This window comes from Amycolatopsis sp. NPDC051045 (genome assembly GCF_040682955.1).
In the GTDB taxonomy this organism is placed as follows: Bacteria; Actinomycetota; Actinomycetes; order Mycobacteriales; family Pseudonocardiaceae; genus Amycolatopsis.
The window spans coordinates 650,635-666,169 of sequence record NZ_JBFBCC010000001.1; the positions used below are offsets into that span (position 1 = coordinate 650,635).

The 15,535-nt window shown below is 70.4% G+C and carries 15 protein-coding genes and 2 tRNA genes; 8 read left to right on the forward strand and 9 right to left on the reverse strand.

Annotated features, from left to right (window positions below):
* The first annotated feature begins 151 nt into the window (after positions 1 to 151).
* From AB0M80_RS03010 to AB0M80_RS03025, 4 genes are read left to right on the forward strand one after another with little or no spacing between them, the layout of a single operon-like run.
* Positions 152 to 1,099 (forward strand): TIGR03619 family F420-dependent LLM class oxidoreductase, encoded by a 948-nt coding sequence (locus tag AB0M80_RS03010; protein WP_364557943.1) that lies wholly within the window; start codon positions 152 to 154, stop codon positions 1,097 to 1,099.
* 59 nt (positions 1,100 to 1,158) lie between these two features.
* Complete coding sequence (locus tag AB0M80_RS03015; protein ID WP_364557946.1) at positions 1,159 to 1,509, forward strand: GntR family transcriptional regulator; 351 nt, start codon at positions 1,159 to 1,161, stop codon at positions 1,507 to 1,509.
* Positions 1,506 to 2,465 carry a hypothetical protein gene (locus tag AB0M80_RS03020; RefSeq protein WP_364557949.1) on the forward strand — a complete coding sequence of 320 codons (960 nt, stop codon included), beginning with the start codon at positions 1,506 to 1,508 and terminating at the stop codon, positions 2,463 to 2,465. The genes AB0M80_RS03015 and AB0M80_RS03020 overlap by 4 nt, the downstream gene beginning before the upstream one ends.
* Before the next feature lie 35 nt (positions 2,466 to 2,500).
* A complete protein-coding gene (locus tag AB0M80_RS03025; RefSeq protein WP_364557952.1) occupies positions 2,501 to 3,403 on the forward strand; it encodes an SGNH/GDSL hydrolase family protein in 903 nt (300 codons plus the stop codon).
* Here the strand turns inward: AB0M80_RS03025 and AB0M80_RS03030 are convergent.
* The 6 genes from AB0M80_RS03030 to AB0M80_RS03055 form a co-directional block, all read right to left on the reverse strand.
* Positions 3,400 to 3,798 carry a MaoC family dehydratase gene (locus AB0M80_RS03030; RefSeq protein WP_364557955.1) on the reverse strand — a complete coding sequence of 133 codons (399 nt, stop codon included), beginning with the start codon at positions 3,796 to 3,798 and terminating at the stop codon, positions 3,400 to 3,402. The genes AB0M80_RS03025 and AB0M80_RS03030 overlap by 4 nt on opposite strands.
* Positions 3,795 to 4,244 carry a MaoC family dehydratase N-terminal domain-containing protein gene (locus tag AB0M80_RS03035; RefSeq protein ID WP_364557958.1) on the reverse strand — a complete coding sequence of 150 codons (450 nt, stop codon included), beginning with the start codon at positions 4,242 to 4,244 and terminating at the stop codon, positions 3,795 to 3,797. The genes AB0M80_RS03030 and AB0M80_RS03035 overlap by 4 nt, the downstream gene beginning before the upstream one ends.
* A 79-nt stretch (positions 4,245 to 4,323) precedes the next feature.
* Entirely contained in the window at positions 4,324 to 4,488 is a 165-nt protein-coding gene (rpmG, locus tag AB0M80_RS03040; RefSeq protein ID WP_005152047.1) for a 50S ribosomal protein L33, read from the reverse strand.
* Positions 4,489 to 4,538: 50 nt separating this feature from the next.
* Positions 4,539 to 4,611, reverse strand: a tRNA-Met gene (locus AB0M80_RS03045).
* Positions 4,612 to 4,746: 135 nt separating this feature from the next.
* Positions 4,747 to 4,819 (reverse strand) — tRNA-Thr (locus AB0M80_RS03050).
* Between the two features lie 80 nt (positions 4,820 to 4,899).
* On the reverse strand, positions 4,900 to 7,551 hold the full coding sequence (locus tag AB0M80_RS03055) for an EAL domain-containing protein (protein WP_364557961.1): 2,652 nt from the start codon (positions 7,549 to 7,551) through the stop codon (positions 4,900 to 4,902).
* A 247-nt stretch (positions 7,552 to 7,798) separates the two neighbouring features.
* Here AB0M80_RS03055 and AB0M80_RS03060 point away from each other — a divergent pair, with 247 nt between their 5' ends.
* The 3 genes from AB0M80_RS03060 (at position 7,799) to lon (ending at position 12,197) form a co-directional block, all read left to right on the forward strand.
* Positions 7,799 to 8,737, forward strand: coding sequence for a GNAT family N-acetyltransferase (locus tag AB0M80_RS03060; RefSeq protein WP_364557963.1), 939 nt, complete (start codon positions 7,799 to 7,801; stop codon positions 8,735 to 8,737).
* Between the two features lie 71 nt (positions 8,738 to 8,808).
* Complete coding sequence (locus AB0M80_RS03065) at positions 8,809 to 9,663, forward strand: SAM-dependent methyltransferase (protein WP_364557965.1); 855 nt, start codon at positions 8,809 to 8,811, stop codon at positions 9,661 to 9,663.
* Positions 9,664 to 9,794: 131 nt separating this feature from the next.
* Positions 9,795 to 12,197: an endopeptidase La gene (gene lon / locus AB0M80_RS03070; protein ID WP_364557968.1), complete on the forward strand. Its 2,403-nt coding sequence runs from the start codon at positions 9,795 to 9,797 to the stop codon at positions 12,195 to 12,197.
* Between the two features lie 69 nt (positions 12,198 to 12,266).
* On the opposite strand, the gene AB0M80_RS03075 is transcribed toward lon, so the two are convergent.
* Positions 12,267 to 12,977, reverse strand: a complete 711-nt coding sequence (locus tag AB0M80_RS03075; protein WP_364557971.1) for a class I SAM-dependent methyltransferase — start codon at positions 12,975 to 12,977, stop codon at positions 12,267 to 12,269.
* 432 nt (positions 12,978 to 13,409) lie between these two features.
* Between AB0M80_RS03075 and AB0M80_RS03080 the strand changes: the two genes are divergently transcribed.
* The gene (locus AB0M80_RS03080; RefSeq protein ID WP_364557973.1) at positions 13,410 to 13,967 is read left to right on the forward strand and encodes a hypothetical protein; all 558 of its coding nucleotides are present in this window, start codon (positions 13,410 to 13,412) and stop codon (positions 13,965 to 13,967) included.
* On the opposite strand, the gene AB0M80_RS03085 is transcribed toward AB0M80_RS03080, so the two are convergent.
* Together AB0M80_RS03085 and AB0M80_RS03090 are read right to left on the reverse strand one after the other, a co-directional pair.
* Positions 13,957 to 14,613, reverse strand: a complete 657-nt coding sequence (locus tag AB0M80_RS03085) for an HAD family hydrolase (RefSeq protein WP_364557976.1) — start codon at positions 14,611 to 14,613, stop codon at positions 13,957 to 13,959. The genes AB0M80_RS03080 and AB0M80_RS03085 overlap by 11 nt on opposite strands.
* The gene (locus AB0M80_RS03090) at positions 14,613 to 15,458 is read right to left on the reverse strand and encodes a GntR family transcriptional regulator (RefSeq protein ID WP_360268151.1); all 846 of its coding nucleotides are present in this window, start codon (positions 15,456 to 15,458) and stop codon (positions 14,613 to 14,615) included. The genes AB0M80_RS03085 and AB0M80_RS03090 overlap by 1 nt, the downstream gene beginning before the upstream one ends.
* Positions 15,459 to 15,535 lie beyond the last annotated feature (77 nt).

Genomic DNA, 15,535 nt, shown 5'->3' on the forward strand with positions numbered 1-15,535 from the left:
CAGGCGGGGATGACCGTAGTGCGTTCCAAGTCCCGAAGTCTACGGCAAGCCTCGCGAGAGCCCGCAACCGCGCCCCCCGATCGACCACCGCACCCCGGCCGGCCTGCGGAAAACTCCCCGCCGGCCACCTGATCATGCCAGGATGTCCGCCATGACGACCACCCCCCGGTCGGCGGGCGTTCCGCCCCGCGTGCCGGTGAGCGGGATGCAGCTCGGGCTCGCGCTCCCGCAGTACGGCGCGCTCGCCGATCCCGCCGCCGTGGCGCGCTTCGCGACGGCCGCGGAGGACCTCGGGTTCGCGTCGCTCTGGGTGGGTGACCGGATCCTCGCGCCACTGGAGCCGTCGGACCTCTACCCGGGCGGCGGGACGCCGGAGCACCCGTACCCGAAGGAGTTCGAGACCTTCGCCGACCCGTTCACGACGCTCGCGGCCGCGGCCGCGGTGACCCGCACGGCCCGGCTGGGGATGAGCGCGCTGACCGGCCCGGTCTATACCCCGGTGCTGCTCGCCCGGGCGCTGACCTCGCTCGACCTCGCCAGCTCGGGACGGCTGGACGTCGGCTTCGGGCTCGGCTGGCTGCGCGAGGAGTACTTCGCGGCCGGGGTGCCGTGGGAGGGCCGCGGCAAGCGGCTCGAAGCGCTGCTCGACGCGCTCGACGCGCTGTGGACCGGCGACCCGGCGGAGCACGAGGGCCCGCAGTGGCGGATCGCGCCGTCGACCGTGGGCTTGCGCCCGGTGCAGAAGCCGCGCCCGCCGGTGCTGCTCGGCGGGTTTTCGCCGCCGGCGCTGGCCCGGGTCGGGCGCCGCGCGGACGGCTGGCTGGCGGGCTGGATGCCGAAGCAGTACCTGAACGGCCTCTGGTCGGTCGCGCTCGAAGCGGCCGAGAAGGCCGGACGCGACCCCGGCGCGCTGCGCCGCGTACTGCGGATCAACCCGCGGCGGGGCACCGACGTCGAGACGATCGCCGACGTTCTGCCGTGCCTGGAAGTCGCGCGCGAAGAGGGCATCACCGAGGTGCTCGTCGACCTGCACTACGTCGCGAAGGACGTCGACCACGCGCTGGACCTCGCCGGCGAACTCATCTCGAACACGAACTGACCCTCAGAGTGTGACGCACCTCTCGTTCAGCGCCTCATAGTTCTATTATAGTTAGAACTATGCTCGTTCACATCGATCCGAGCTCCACCGTCCCGCTCTTCGAACAGGTGGCCTCGTCGCTCCGCCGGTCCCTCGCCGACGGCCACCCGGCTCCCGGGCAGCAGCTGCCGGCCGCCCGGGAACTGGCCAAGGCGCTGGAGATCAACGTCCACACCGTGCTGCGGGCGTACGCGCTGCTTCGCGACGAGGGCCTCATCGACCTGCGCCGGCGCCGGGGCGCTGTCGTCATCGGCGGAGCGTCGTCCCGGGCGCGGCTGGCCGAACTGGCCGAGGACCTGGTCCGCGAGGCGAAGCGCACGGGCGTCGGCCTCGACGAGCTCACCGGGGTGCTGAAGGAGAAGTACACATGAACAAGCTGATCCGGGTCCTGAGCGCCACGGCTGTGCTGCCGGGCGCCGCGCTGGCCACCGCGGGCGTGCTCGAAAACGGCTGGGCGGGCCGGCTGCCCGACCCCGTCGCCACGCACTGGAACAGCGCGCCGAACGGCGCCACCCCGCTCGGGGCGTTCACCGGCGTGTGCCTGGCGCTCGGCGCGGTCGCCGTCCTGCTCCTCGCCACGACGGCGGTCGCGGCGCTGCGCCGCGGCCGGCCGCTGCCGCGCCTGACCGTCGGGGTGGGCGCCGGGTTCGCCGGCCTGCCGCCCGCCGTCCTGCTCTCGGTGCTCGTGGCGAACCTCGACGCCCCGGACTGGCACGCGGCGCGCAACGGCGCCGTCGTCGTGCTCTTCTTGCTGGGCGCGGTGGTGCTCGGCGCCGTGGCGGCGCTCGTCGGCGGTCTGCCGGCGCCGCCGGTGCGCGAGACCCCGGGGGACCGGCCGAGCGTCGGCCTCCGGCCCGGGCAGCGCGCGTTCTGGTCGGGCCGGGCGGCGAACCCGGCGATGCTCTGGGCACTGGCGCTGATCCCGGTGGCGATCGCGTTCCTGCCCGCCGGGCTCCCGTGGCCGACGGCCGTCTGGATCGCGCTGGTCGGCGCGGTGGTCACGGCGCTGACGTACCGGCTGTCGGCGACCGTGGACGCCAAGGGCGTGACGATCCGCTTCGGTCTCCTGGGCGTCCCGTGGCGCCACCTCGGGCTGGACAGCATCCGCGAAGCGACGACGCGGGAGCTGACGACGTTCGGCGACGGCGGGCTCGGCCTCCGCTTCAACCCGGTCACCGGCACGACGGCGTATAAGGTCCGCGGCGGTCCGGCGCTGGTGCTCGCCCTGGAAAGCGGCCGGACCGTGCTGGTCGGCGTGGACGACCCGGAGACGGGCGCCGGGCTGGTCAACGATCTCCTCGCGCAGCGGATCACCCGGATTGACTAGGTCGCCGGAGCCCCGGGTTCGGTAGAAACGAAGAAGTGGCGAAAAAGAGCGGTGGCGGCTGCCTGGTGGTCGTGCTGGTGGCCGGCCTGCTGGCCTTCGGGTACTACAAGTGGCAGCACGGCTCGTCGTCGGCGCCACCGGAGGGCGTGGACACCGGCGGCGGCACGGGCCGCTACGTCGCACTCGGCGACTCGTACACCTCGTCGCCGCGAACCGGGCGGCAGGCCGGGACACCCGCCGGCTGCGAGCGTTCGGACGACAACTACCCACACCTCGTCTCGGCGAAGCTGAAGCCGGCCCAGTTCGCCGACGTCAGCTGCGGCGGCGCGACGACAGCGCACCTGAGCGCCGCGCAGAAGACGGGGAACGGCACGAACCCGCCGCAGCTGGACGCCGTCACCGCGGAGACGACGCTGGTGACCCTCGGCATCGGCGGCAACGACGTCGGCTTCTTCTCCTACGCGTCGTCGTGCGCGACGACGCACGCGAACGCGTCCCCGTGCAGGGACCGCCTGACGGCCGGCGGGCACGACCAGCTGGCCGAGCGGATCGACGCGACGGCACCGAAGGTCGGCGCGGTCCTCGACCGCATCCGCAAGAAGGCCCCGAAGGCGAAGGTGGTGGTGGTCGGCTACCCGACCGTGCTCCCCGACGGCGACGGCTGCTGGCCGGCCCTGCCGTTCGGCGCGGGCGACATCGAGTACTTCCGCGGCGCGCTGGCCAAGCTGAACAAGATGCTCGAGGACCAGGCCGACGCGCACCGGGCGGGCTACGCGGACACGGCCACGCCCGGCAAGGGCCACGACGTCTGCTCGCCGTCCGACAAGCGCTGGGTGGAGGGCCTGCTGCCCGCCTCGCCGGCCGCCCCGCTGCACCCGAACGCGCGGGGTGAGCAGGGCATGGCCGACGCCGTCGTGGCGGTGCTGAAGCTGCCTTAGTAGCGGACCAGGGCCTGTGGTTTGCCGAGCACCGTCTTGCCGTCGAACTTCACCACGAGGTCGATCCGGGCGATGCCGTCGTCCTTGACATCGGCGACCTTGCCGGTGATCTCGACCAGGGCGCCCTCGGGCGTGTTCGGCACGACGACCGGGCGGGTGAAGCGGGCGCTGAAGTCGACCAGCCGGGCCGGGTCGCCGAGCCAGTCGGTGACGACGCGGCCCGCCACGGCCATCGTCAGCATCCCGTGCGCGATGACGTCGGGGAGGCCGACGTCCTTCGCGAACGTCTCGTTCCAGTGGATCGGGTTGAAGTCCAGCGCCGCCCCGGCGTAGCGCACCAGCTGTTCGCGGGTGATCCGCACCTCGAGGGCAGGTAGTTCGTCGCCGGTGTTCACGCGTTCTCCCCTCGGACCACCAGCTGCGCGCGGGTGGTGCAGACCTTCTGGCCGGCGGCGTCGGTGATGTCGGCGCGCAGGTTGATGAAGTCGTTGCCGGCGCGGGCCATGATGGCGTCGATGTGGGTCGTCACCTCGAGCACGTCGCCGGCGAACACCGGGCGCGTGTAGGTGAAGCCCTGGTCACCGTGCACCATCCGCGAGTAGTCGAGGCCGAGCTCGGGGTCGGCGACGATCGCGTTGATCGAGGCGAGGTTGATGATCGTGAGGAAGGTCGGCGGGGCGATCACGTCCGGGTGGCCGGCTTCGCGGGCCGCCTCCGGGTCGCGGTAGATCGGGTTCGCGTCACCGATCGCGTCGGCGAACTCCCGGATCTTCTCCCGGCTCACTTCGTAACTGGTCTGCGGCGGATAAGTCCGCCCGGTGAACGACTGGTCCAAGGGCACGGCGACGAGGCTACCAACAGCGAGAAGCCGCCCGGCGGATCCCAGGGCGGCTTCTTCGAGCTGGTGTGAACGCGCTACGTCAGCGGGTTTCCTTGTGCGTCCGGTGCGTACCGCAGTTCGGGCAGAACTTCTTCATCTCCAGGCGATCCGGGTTGTTGCGCCGGTTCTTCTTGGTGATGTAGTTGCGGTGCTTGCACTCTTCGCACGCCAGCGTGATCTTGGGTCGCACGTCGGTGGCAGCCACAGCGTTTCCTTCTCTCTCAGGTCCCGGGGGCCAGCCCCGTCGTTACCGCGTAGCGGTGGCCGGACTTGAACCGGCGACACAGCGATTATGAGCCGCTTGCTCTGCCAACTGAGCTACACCGCCCTTACATGCCCACCATACCCGGGCTCCAGGGGGCGTAGCCCCCTGGCGGGGGGTCTGGGGGGTTTGACCCCCAGGAGGACACCGCGAAGCGAGCCAAGCTTGCGCATTCTGCAAGCATAGCTCGCCCACTCGCGGAGCCCCTTTACGGAATCGAACCGTAGACCTTCTCCTTACCATGGAGACGCTCTGCCGACTGAGCTAAAGGGGCCTGGCCTCTCGCGAGGACTTGGAAAGATTACCAACTCCCGTCACCCGGCCGTGCAACCGGGGTCCCGAAAGAACAAAACCTCAGGTCAGCAGGGTCAGCACGGTCTCCGAGTGCCGCCCCGGCGAGCGCGCGGTCCGGGCCTGCAGCCACGCTTCCAGCCGGTCCTCCGGCAGCGGCCGCGAGATCAGGTAGCCCTGGGCGACGTCACACCCCATCGCCTCGAGCTGGTCGCGCGCCACGTCCTCCTCGACGCCCTCGGCCACCACCGTCAGCCCGAGCGAGTGCCCCAGCTCGACGATCGACCGGACCACCGCGAGGTCGCCGAGGTCCGTGCCCATGCCGAGGACGAAACTCTTGTCGATCTTGACCTGGTCGACCGGCAGCTGCCGCAGGTAGGCCAGCGACGAGTACCCCGTGCCGAAGTCGTCCACGGCGAGGGTGATGCCCAGCGAGTGCAGCTCGCGCAGGATCGGCAGCGCCTTCTGCGGGTCGGACATCACGCCGGACTCGGTCAGCTCGAACGTCAGCAGCTCGGGCGGGATGCCGACGCGCTCCAGCTCCCGGGCGACCTTGTTCGGGAAGTCCTCGTCGGCCAGGTTGCGCACCGACAGGTTGACCGCCACGGAGATCCGCAGGCCCTCGTCGAGCCACTTGCGGCAGCGCTTGAGGGCTTCGCCGAGCACGAACGACGTCAGCACGCCGATCAGACCGGCCGCTTCGATCGCCGGGACGAACTCGTCCGGGCCGAGCCTGCCGAACTCCGGGTGCACCCAGCGGACCAGCGCCTCGACGCCCTGGACCTGCCGGTTCGGGAGGGTGATCTTCGGCTGGTAGTGGACGCTGACCTGGCCGTCCTCCAGCGACTGCCGGAACTGCGTCACCATCTGGAAGCGGCGCAGGAAGATCTGGCCCATGCTCGGCACGTAGCCGCGGACCTCCTCGCCGCCCTTCGTCGCGCGGACGGCGACGTCGGCGCGCTGCAGCAGGCCTTCGATGTCGACGTCGTCGCCGGGTTCGTCCGTGGACGTCGTCGCGTAGCCGATCATCGCGTTGGCCTCGACCGACAGCCGGTCGACCGGGTACGGCGTGGACAGCTGCTGGCGCAGCCGTTCGGCCGCGTGGTGGGCGTCTTCGGGCGGGCAGCCGACGAGCAGCGCCGCGAAGGACGCGCCTTCCAGCCGGGCGAGCGGGACGTCGGGGCCGAGCGCGTCGCGGATGCGGCGACCGGCGGCGGTGACCATGCGGTCGGCCCACGCGTAGCCGAGCGCGTCGCTGACCGTGGAGAAGACGTCGAGGTCGATCCGCAGCACGACGGCGTTGGCGAAGTCCCGCAACGGCTCCTTCGCCACCTGGCGGAAGCCCTGGCGGTTGAGGTGCCCGGTGAGCGGGTCGTGGTAGGCGTCGTGGCGCAGCGTCGCCAGCAGGCGCCGGTTGTCCAGCGACGTCGCGAGGTGGCTGGCCATCGTGCCGAGCAGCTGGACGTCGTACTTGCCGAACCCGCGCCAGCGGGACAGCCGGTCGTGCGCCTCGACGACGCCGAGCAGCCGGTTGGCGCTGCGCAGCGGGACGACGAGTGCCTCCTGCGCGCCGCGGTCGAGCAGCGCCGCGCGGACGTCGGGGTTGGCCTCGGTGATCCGGAAGTGCCGGACGTGCGCGCCGGGCAGCCGCAGCAGCGGGTCGTCGGCGGCGGGGTCGGCGGGTGGCAGGTCGTCGCCGGCGACCACGACCCGCATCGTGTCCTTCGGTTCGAGCCTGAGTCTCAGCACGACGCGGCCGGCGGCGAGCTGGTCCTTGATGCGCTCGGCGATCGTCGCCCATTCACGGACGTCGACGCCGCCGACGAGCTCGTCGGCGCGGCTGGCCGGGCGCGCCGCGGCCTGCTGGCCGGAGCGGGCCACCATCAGGCTGACGTCCGACAGCGCCTCCATGTCCCGCTGCTCGCGCAGCAGGTCGGAGTACGCCCAGTACAGCGCGGTGAGGCCGAGGAAGACGGCGAGCACCAGCGGCCACGCCTTGGGCGTGCTGGAGATGACGAGGTAGCCGGAGAGGCCGACGGACGCGTTGACGAAGCCGACGACGAGGATCCGCCCGGTGAGCCGGACGGCGGTGCTGACCCGCATGCGGCGCCGCAGCACGCGGACCGCGGCCAGTGCGAGCAGCGTGCTCACGAGCGGCGCGGTCAGGGTGCCGGCCAGCGCCGCGACCCACGGGATCTTGTCCCCGGCCCCGGCGCCGACGGCGTACTTCACCAGCCCGGCGACCGCGAAGGCGCCGGTGATCTCCAACAGGAACGCGCCCGCGTTGTAGAGCACGCGGCCGGCGACCTTGCGCGCGAGCAGCGTGCCGATGCCGGCGACCAGGTGCGCGGCCAGCACGACCTCGAACGGCGCGATGAAGAAGCCGATGACGAGCGGGATCTCGGTGAAGGAGATGGTCCACGAGATGCCGCTGCGGACGTCGACGTTGATGCCGAGCTGTTCGGCGAGCAGGAAGGCGACCGCGAGCACCGGCGCGATCCACAGCAGCCGGTCGTCCCAGTGGAACGGCAGCCACGAGCCGACCGCGAACGCGGCGACGAGGCCGAGGCTCAGGACGGCGAAGGTGTAGGCGCGGAACCGGCGTTCGTCGGTGCGGGCTTCGGCGGAAGCGGCGGGCTGTGGTGTCCCGGAAGCGGCTCCCGGCCCGGGCTGCGCCTGCGCGACGGCGTCACCGTGGGCGTTGGTGTCCGGCATCCGACCTTCCCTCCCGGCTTGTCCACCGGTGCTGATCCGTGACTTCGGGTGTGGACAAGGGCCATACCGTACCCCGTAGGGCGTACCCGCGTCCCTTTCGAGACAGTAAGAGATCACCCCAGGGTTAACAATGCCTCGAACGCGCTGACCTGCGTGGACCAAGGGGTGAAACGCCAGTTGTCCGAACTCCGGCGCTACTCCGGCGGTTCTGTGCCCACGGCGCCCCGGGTAGCGCTTCAATGGCCCCATGCACAGCGATGTGATTGCCACCGAGCACGCGGCACGGCTCGCGGCGGTGGATCCCCTCCTCCCCGGCTCGACCCCCTTCGAGGTGGCGGAAAACGCCGTGGTCCTGGAGGTGGCGACGGGCGACTCCGCCGCGTCCGGGCTGGCTTCCCGGGTCCAGGTCGACCGCGACGCCCCCAACGCGCCGTGGCGGGCGCTGACCGAGCACCGGCTCGACCTCCAGCTCGCCGGCCCGCAACCGGCGGCCGTCCTGGACGCCCTCCTCACCCGATGGGATGAACATCTGCGCGCCGTCGCCGAACCGGGTGACACCGAGACCGCGGCGATCGTCCCGCGCGCGAGCCGGGACGCCGCCGGTGGCCGGGAAATGCTGCACCACGGCTTCGCGCCGCTGCGGGTGATCGCGGTCCGGCCGGCCGAGCGGATGATCCCGGCGGGCCCGCGCGGGACGCCCGGGGTGAAGATCCGCCGCGCCGAGCCCGGCGACCTCGAAACCGCGGTGGCGCTCGGCATGGAGCTGCACTCCTACGACGCCCAGTACGGCACGGTGAACTGGCGCACCGGCGTCGAGGAAATCCTGGCCAAGGACCTCGCCGAGCAGCTGAAGCGGCCGGAGCCGCCGCTGTGGATCGCCGAGCTGTACGGCCGTCCGCTCGGCATGGTGAGCGTTCAGCACCCCGGGGAGACGGGCTGGATCAGCGGCCGCGTCGCCGCTTCCCGCGTCGGCTACCTGTCGTCACTGGCGGTGGCGGAGGCGGCGCGGTCGTCCGGCGTCGGCACCGCGCTGGCGACCCACGCCCACCACGTTCTCGACGAGGAGGGCGCCGACGTCGTTCTGCTGCACCACGCTGCGGCGAACCCGCTTTCGACGCCGTTCTGGTACGCGCAGGGGTACCGCCCGCTGTGGACGTACTGGCAGCGTCGACCGGCTGTTCGGTGAACTACTGGTGGATTACCGCCGGTGCACAGGCCTTATAGGCTGGCCCTCGCCGCCAGCGAGGGGAGCCTGAAGTGACCGACCAGCGGGATTCCGCGCCGAGAGCGCCCGAGGGTGTCGACACCGAGAAGCCGTCCGCGGCCCGGATCTACGACTGGTACCTGGGCGGTACGCAGAACTGGGCCGTGGACCGCGAGTTCGGCCGGCGCATGGAGCAGCAGTGGCCGCTGGTGCGCCCGGGGTCGAAGCAGAACCGCGAGTTCATGAACCGCGCGGTGCGGGCGGCGCTGCGGGCCGGGATCCGGCAGTTCATCGACCTCGGCTCGGGGGTGCCGACGGCCGGGAACGTGCACGAGGTCGTCGAGGCGGAGCTGCCCGAGGACCACGACGCGAAGGTCGTCTACGTCGACTACGAGCCGGTCGCCGTCGCCCACGCGACGCTGATCCTCGAAGAGGAGGCGGCGACGGACTGGGCCGGCATCGTCCAGGCCGACATGCGGGACGCGAAAGCCGTGCTGCGTGCCTCGGAAACGCAGCGCCTCATCGACTTCTCGCAGCCCGTCTGCCTGATCATGGCGGCGGTGCTGCACTTCGTCGGGCCGGACGACGACCCGGAAGGGCTGCTGCGGGCGTACCGGGACGCCCTCGCGCCGGGCAGCTGGCTGGCGATCTCGCAGATGAGCGAAGGCGACGGGACCGGCGAGACGCTCGAAGGGCTGCGCTGGTTCGTCGAGCAGTACCGGAAGACGAGCAACCCGGTGTGGCTGCGCAACCGCGAAGAAATCGCGCCGCTGTTCGGCGACTGGCGGCTCCTGGAGCCGGGCATCGTGCACCTGCCGGACTGGCGGCCCGACCGGAAGCTGAACGCCCTGGAGGCGGAGGCCCGCCCGTACGCGTGGTGCGCCGTCGCGGAGAAGCCGGGCGCCTGAGCGCCTCGATGGGCCGATGAAACTTCGCTGACCTGCACTTTCCTTGATCGCTGTGGGCGAACGCACTCCGGGAAACAAACATGCCCATCGGAGAGTTGAGCTAGGCAGACTCAACTACACGAGGAGTGCACATGTCCGACACCCGCCTCCTGCCCGTGCTCCCGCTCGATGACGACGTCGTGCTGCCGGGCATGGTCGTCCCGCTCGACCTGACCGACACCGAGACCCGCGCCGCGGTGGAGTCCGCCCAGGCCAAGACGCCGAGCCAGGCGTCCTTCCCCGGCATCCGGTCGGCCGCAGCCACCAAGGCCGAAGTCCTCATCGTCCCGCGCGTTCACGGCGAGTACGCCGAATTCGGCACCGTCGCTACGGTCGAGCGCATCGGCCGCGTGCCCGGCGGCAAGGCCGCCGTCCTGCTGCGCGGCACGGTCCGCGCGGCCGTCGGCCGGATCGCCGACGGCCCCGGCGCCGCCCGCTGGGTGCACGCCGAGGACGCCCCCGAGACCACCGACGACCAGACCGCCAAGCTCGCGGCCGAGTACAAGGCCGTCGTCATCTCGATCCTCCAGCAGCGCGGCGGCTGGCAGCTGATCGACGCGGTCCAGCAGGTCGAGGACGCCTCCGCGGTCGCCGACCTCTCCGGCAACGCGCCGTACCTGTCCACCGAGCAGAAGGTCGAGCTGCTCTCGGCCCTCGACGTCACCGCACGCCTGGAGAAGGCGCTCGAGTGGAGCAAGGAGCACCTCGCCGAGCTCGAGGTGACCGACACGATCCGCAAGGACGTCGCCGAGGGCATGGAGAAGCAGCAGAAGGAGTTCCTGCTGCGCCGCCAGCTCGAGGCCATCCGCAAGGAACTCGGCGAGCTCGACGGCACCGCGCAGGACGACGACTACCGCGCCCGCGTCGAGGCCGCCGACCTGCCCGACCCCGTGAAGAAGGCCGCACTGGCCGAAGTGGACAAGCTGGACCGCACGTCCGAGCAGTCCCCGGAGGGCGGCTGGATCCGCACCTGGCTGGACACCGTCCTGGAGCTGCCCTGGACCGAGCGCACCGAGGACGTCTACGACATCGCCGCGGCCCGGGCGATCTTGGACGCCGACCACGCCGGCCTCGACGACGTCAAGGAACGCATCATCGAGTACCTGGCCGTGCGCAAGCGGCGGGCCGAATCGGGGCTCGGCCCGGTCGGTGGACGCCGTTCCGGCGCGGTGCTCGCCCTCGCGGGCCCTCCCGGGGTCGGCAAGACGTCGCTGGGTGAGTCCGTCGCGAAGGCCATGGGCCGCAAGTTCGTCCGCGTCGCCCTCGGCGGCATCCGCGACGAGGCGGAGATCCGCGGTCACCGCCGCACGTACGTCGGCGCGCTGCCCGGCCGGATCGTCCGCGCCATCAAGGAAGCCGGCTCGATGAACCCGGTGGTGCTGCTCGACGAGATCGACAAGGTCGGCGCCGACTACCGCGGCGACCCGACCTCGGCGCTGCTCGAAGTGCTGGACCCGGAGCAGAACCACACGTTCCGCGACCACTACCTCGAGGTCGAGCTCGACCTGTCCGACGTCGTGTTCCTGGCCACGGCCAACGCGCTGGAGACCATCCCCGGCCCGCTGCTGGACCGCATGGAGCTCGTCACGCTGGACGGCTACACCGAGCACGAGAAGGTCACCATCGCCCGCGACCACCTGCTCCCGCGGGAGCTGGAGCGAGCCGGGCTGGGCACGTCCGACGTGACGCTGACCGACGCGGCGTTCAGCCGGATCGCCGCCGAGTACACCCGCGAAGCGGGCGTGCGCGACGCGAACCGCACGATCGCCAAGGTGCTGCGCAAGATCGCGACCAAGGTCGCGATGGACGAGGTTTCGCTGCCGCTGACCGTGGACGCCGCCGATCTGGAGACGTACCTGGGCCGCCCGCGGCACCTGCCGGAGTCGTCGCTGCCCGCGTCGACCCAGCGCACGGCGACCCCGGGCGTGGCGACGGGCCTGGCGGTGACCGGCGCCGGCGGTGACGTCCTCTACATCGAGGCGTCGCTGGCGGACCAGGAGTCCGGCGCGTCCGGGCTGCAGCTGACCGGCCAGCTCGGCGACGTGATGAAGGAGTCGGTGCAGATCGCGCTGTCCTACCTGCGGTCGCACGGCGCGGAGCTGGAACTGCCGGTGGGCGACCTGCGCAACCGCGGCATCCACGTCCACGTCCCGGCGGGCGCGGTCCCGAAGGACGGGCCGTCGGCGGGCGTCACGATGACGACGGCGCTGGCGTCGCTGCTCTCGGGCCGCGTGGTCCGCGCGGACGTCGCGATGACGGGCGAGGTGTCCCTGACCGGCCGCGTCCTGCCGATCGGCGGCGTGAAGCAGAAGCTGCTGGCCGCGCACCGGGCGGGGATGAAGACGGTGATCATCCCGCAGCGCAACGAGCCGGACCTCGACGACGTCCCGGCCGAGGTGCTGGCCCAGCTGGACGTGCACGCGGTGGCCAACGTCCGCGAGGTCCTCGACCTCGCACTGACCCCGGCTTCGACGCCGGTTTCCCAGGCGGCGTAACCCCGAGCGCCGCCGCCCCCGGACGGCCGGTTTCCCCTTCCCCCAGGGAAACCGGCCGTTCCCCTGCGCTCAGAGCCGCCGAGCGGCGATCAGGTACCCGGTGCCGAGCCGGCCCGCGACCCCACGGGCGACGGTCGTCTCCGGGTGCGCCCGCCACCGGCGGTCCCAGCGGTGCACCAGCCGGTCCAGCGGCGGCACCAGCGCGGTGACGTCGTAGAACAGCGTGTCCACCGGCTGCAGCCCGGCCCGCCACAGCTCGTGGCGCAGCCGCCGCGGGGCGAGCGCCCGGCTCCCGCTGCGGCGGCCCAGCGCCCGCTCGACGAGCCGGTAGGGGCTGCGCGGATTGAGGGTGGTGACGACGGCGAGCCCGCCGGGGCGGACCACGCGCGCGATTTCGTGCAGAGCGGGTCCGGCGTCGACGTGTTCGAGCACGTTCACCGCGAGTGCGACGTCGAAAGCACCGTCGGCGAACGGCAGTTCTTCGATGTCCCCGACGGAGAAGCTAGCCCCTTTTCCGGCGCGCCGCCGGGCCGCGCCGACCATCGCGGCGGACCGGTCGCACCCGGTGACGGCGAAATCCCCCGGCCGGTCGTCGAGCAGGTGCCGCACCACCATCCCCGGCCCGCACCCGACGTCGAGGAGCACGCCGCCGGGACAGTCCTTCAGCGCCTCGTCGACGGCGTGGAGCCGGGAATGGTCGTGCCTCGCCGCGGCCCCCGTCCCCCCGTCCCGCACCGCCTGCTCGCGCACCGGACGGTCGAGCGTCCCGAAAACCGGCATGGGCACCTCCCCTGATCGATTCCCTGCCCCTTGCGGGGTCGGGCGGATCGCGGAGGCCGTTACCGATTCAGGCGAGTTTTCCGGAATGCGGGCGAAAGGCGGAACGAACCTTCGCCCGTTGCGCGGCACAAAGCCCGCCGAACCGTGTGGTCAATTGCCGTCACGGTTGTTGCTCGAGGATCGCGACACAGCGAACGGCCCCGTGATCAGGTGATCACGGGGCCGTTCGCGGAGCGTGGCGGGTGAGGGATTCGAACCCCCGTAGGCGTAAGCCAACTGGTTTACAGACTGACATCTAGATGCTGTCTGACCAGCGGAAACACTGCTGACGAGCGTCCCCGTGGGGCACATGTGGGGCGGTGACGTCGCCTGGTCCCCTTCCGCCGCGGCGCGTCGCCATCGTCACCCCGTCCGGACGCCGATACTTGCGTGATGGCACTCGCAGCGCTCATCGTGTCGATCTTCGCCCTACTGGCCGCCGGAGCCAGCGCGTACTACGGACGCCAGCAGGCCGCGGCCGCGAAGGCAGCGGCGGACTCCGCGGCTGTCTCCGCAGAGGCAGCGGCAGAGACAGCGCGACTCGACAAGGACCGGCGACACGAGGAGCGCACGCCTAAGGTGAGCCCGGGCGAGCTGCAGAGCCATAACGGTGGAGCCTGGCGCGTTCTGCACTTTCGCCTTCAGGAGTCTCCCCCTCTCGCGAGGATCGAAGCCGAGATTGTCGACAGCAGAGGCTTCTACTTCCGGCCTGGCATGAACGGCACATCTCCTCAAGGTCGTCCCTTGATCGCCTTCTACTTGCCCACCTTCGACAGCTCTCCCGACCGAGACCAGCTAACAACGGGGGACGCGGTCTACTGGGTAGTCGATTTTGACGAGGAACGAGGAACCAAGCTACATATCCGACTGACTTGCATCGCACCTGACGGCGACCAATGGACCATTCATCGCGAAATATCGGTACCGCCGAGAGCGCGAATTATTGCATAGCCTGAAGGCAAGTCATGATCGAAAACATGTCATCAACAACGAGCGGAGAACTTGATTCGAACAACTCCCGCTTACCCGGCTTATTTGCAAGCGCGACAGGTGCCACTTCCCCAGCCAACGCCACTTCAATGTCCGTTGCCGAGTCGCCAATGAACACCACATCGCCCGGCTGCACTTGAGCACCCATCAGAGCCTGCTGAAGCGTGTACTGGTGCGGCTTCATCAGCTCCGGCCTTCCATAAGGGCGACCAACGACCGGCGTCACATCGGCCAGTAATCCGGCCGCGAGCAGGAATCTGGCTATAGCCTTCGGAGAGTTGTTACTCAGCACACCAACCGATTTCCCTGCATTCAACGCGGCCCGCATCGACTCAAGACCGCCAGGAGTCGGCGTCGCAATGTCGACCGCTTCCAACTCGGCACGCACCAACTCGAACTCAATCGCCTGAACGACATCCTGACCGAATCGAGTCGACTCTTGAAGAACTCGCAACGGGTCATCCGAGTCAACGCGCTCGCCTAGAATTTGCTCAAGCCGACGCGCAATGGTCGATGCGGGCAATCCCGCGAATACGTCGCAGACGGGACCGTCGAAGTCAAACAGGATCAGCTTGGCGCTAGCAAGCGTCTCACGAAGATCGGCCACTAATTCTCCACATCCTTAGCTACCGAATTCCACACACTGTCGAACCACTTCTGCGCCTGGTCGACGTACTGCGATTCAATCGCGTCAGGGTCCTCGGACTTTGCGTAGTGGAACAGCACCGCGTCCTTACCCATAGGGTCGAAGATCTCGACAGGCTCTCCCCCGATGGCCACCGAGTGCTGAAGCACGGGGTAAAACCCGAAGAAGGCTTCAGCCTGGTTCAGCAGGAACAGCTTGAAGAGTGGCGGCGAGTGGTAGGTCCGCACCTGCGCCGACGCCGACTCGACCAAGCCCAGCGCAGCGAGCTCTTGCACCGTGTCCACGACCCCCTGCGTAGATCGCTGCACGATGCGCTCAGCACGCTTACGGACGTCCGGCGAGTCCACGCCGTCGGGCGCGAGCGCCGGTAGCCCGAGCGGCTTCGACAGGTCGGGCAGCAGGATGCGAACCTGCAAGCTTTCTGGCTGGAGCCGGCCGGAGCGCACCTTGTCCAGCGGCTCACTGATGACACCCTGCAAGGTCTCCCCCGAGAACCCGGCGAAGTCGATCGCAACTGCCCCGCTCTCGAAGACGGCCTCTACGTGCGGCCTGAGACCCACGGACCGCTCCGTGCGCTGACGTACGAACGAGCCCTTCCCCTGCCGCGAGATGACCAGCCCCTCATCCCGAAGGAGGCCAACTGCCTTCTGGGCAGTCATCGGCGCCACGCCGTACTGCGACGCCAGGTCGGTGTACGAGGGCAGCCGGTCGCCCGGCCGCAACTTGCCAGTGACGATCGCGGCTTTGAGAACCGCCGCTACCTGCTGAAACGGGGGACGAGCGTCGTCCGGGTCGAGGGCATCCATGCGCCCAGCATAGCTGCCACCCTACTAGCCCAACTAGGTGAATCTCTGCACTTCTCTAGCTCTACTAGCTGAGTTAG

What these genes read in the sequence shown, in the direction of transcription:
- AB0M80_RS03010 (WP_364557943.1), top strand. Translation starts at nt 152, where the DNA reads ATGACGACCACCCCCCGGTCGGCGGGCGTTCCGCCCCGCGTGCCGGTG.
- AB0M80_RS03015 (WP_364557946.1), top strand. Translation starts at nt 1,159, where the DNA reads ATGCTCGTTCACATCGATCCGAGCTCCACCGTCCCGCTCTTCGAACAG.
- AB0M80_RS03020 (WP_364557949.1), top strand. Translation starts at nt 1,506, where the DNA reads ATGAACAAGCTGATCCGGGTCCTGAGCGCCACGGCTGTGCTGCCGGGC.
- AB0M80_RS03055 (WP_364557961.1), bottom strand. Translation starts at nt 7,551, where the DNA reads ATGCCGGACACCAACGCCCACGGTGACGCCGTCGCGCAGGCGCAGCCC.
- AB0M80_RS03060 (WP_364557963.1), top strand. Translation starts at nt 7,799, where the DNA reads ATGCACAGCGATGTGATTGCCACCGAGCACGCGGCACGGCTCGCGGCG.
- lon (WP_364557968.1), top strand. Translation starts at nt 9,795, where the DNA reads ATGTCCGACACCCGCCTCCTGCCCGTGCTCCCGCTCGATGACGACGTC.
- AB0M80_RS03075 (WP_364557971.1), bottom strand. Translation starts at nt 12,977, where the DNA reads ATGCCGGTTTTCGGGACGCTCGACCGTCCGGTGCGCGAGCAGGCGGTG.
- AB0M80_RS03080 (WP_364557973.1), top strand. Translation starts at nt 13,410, where the DNA reads ATGGCACTCGCAGCGCTCATCGTGTCGATCTTCGCCCTACTGGCCGCC.
- AB0M80_RS03090 (WP_360268151.1), bottom strand. Translation starts at nt 15,458, where the DNA reads ATGGATGCCCTCGACCCGGACGACGCTCGTCCCCCGTTTCAGCAGGTA.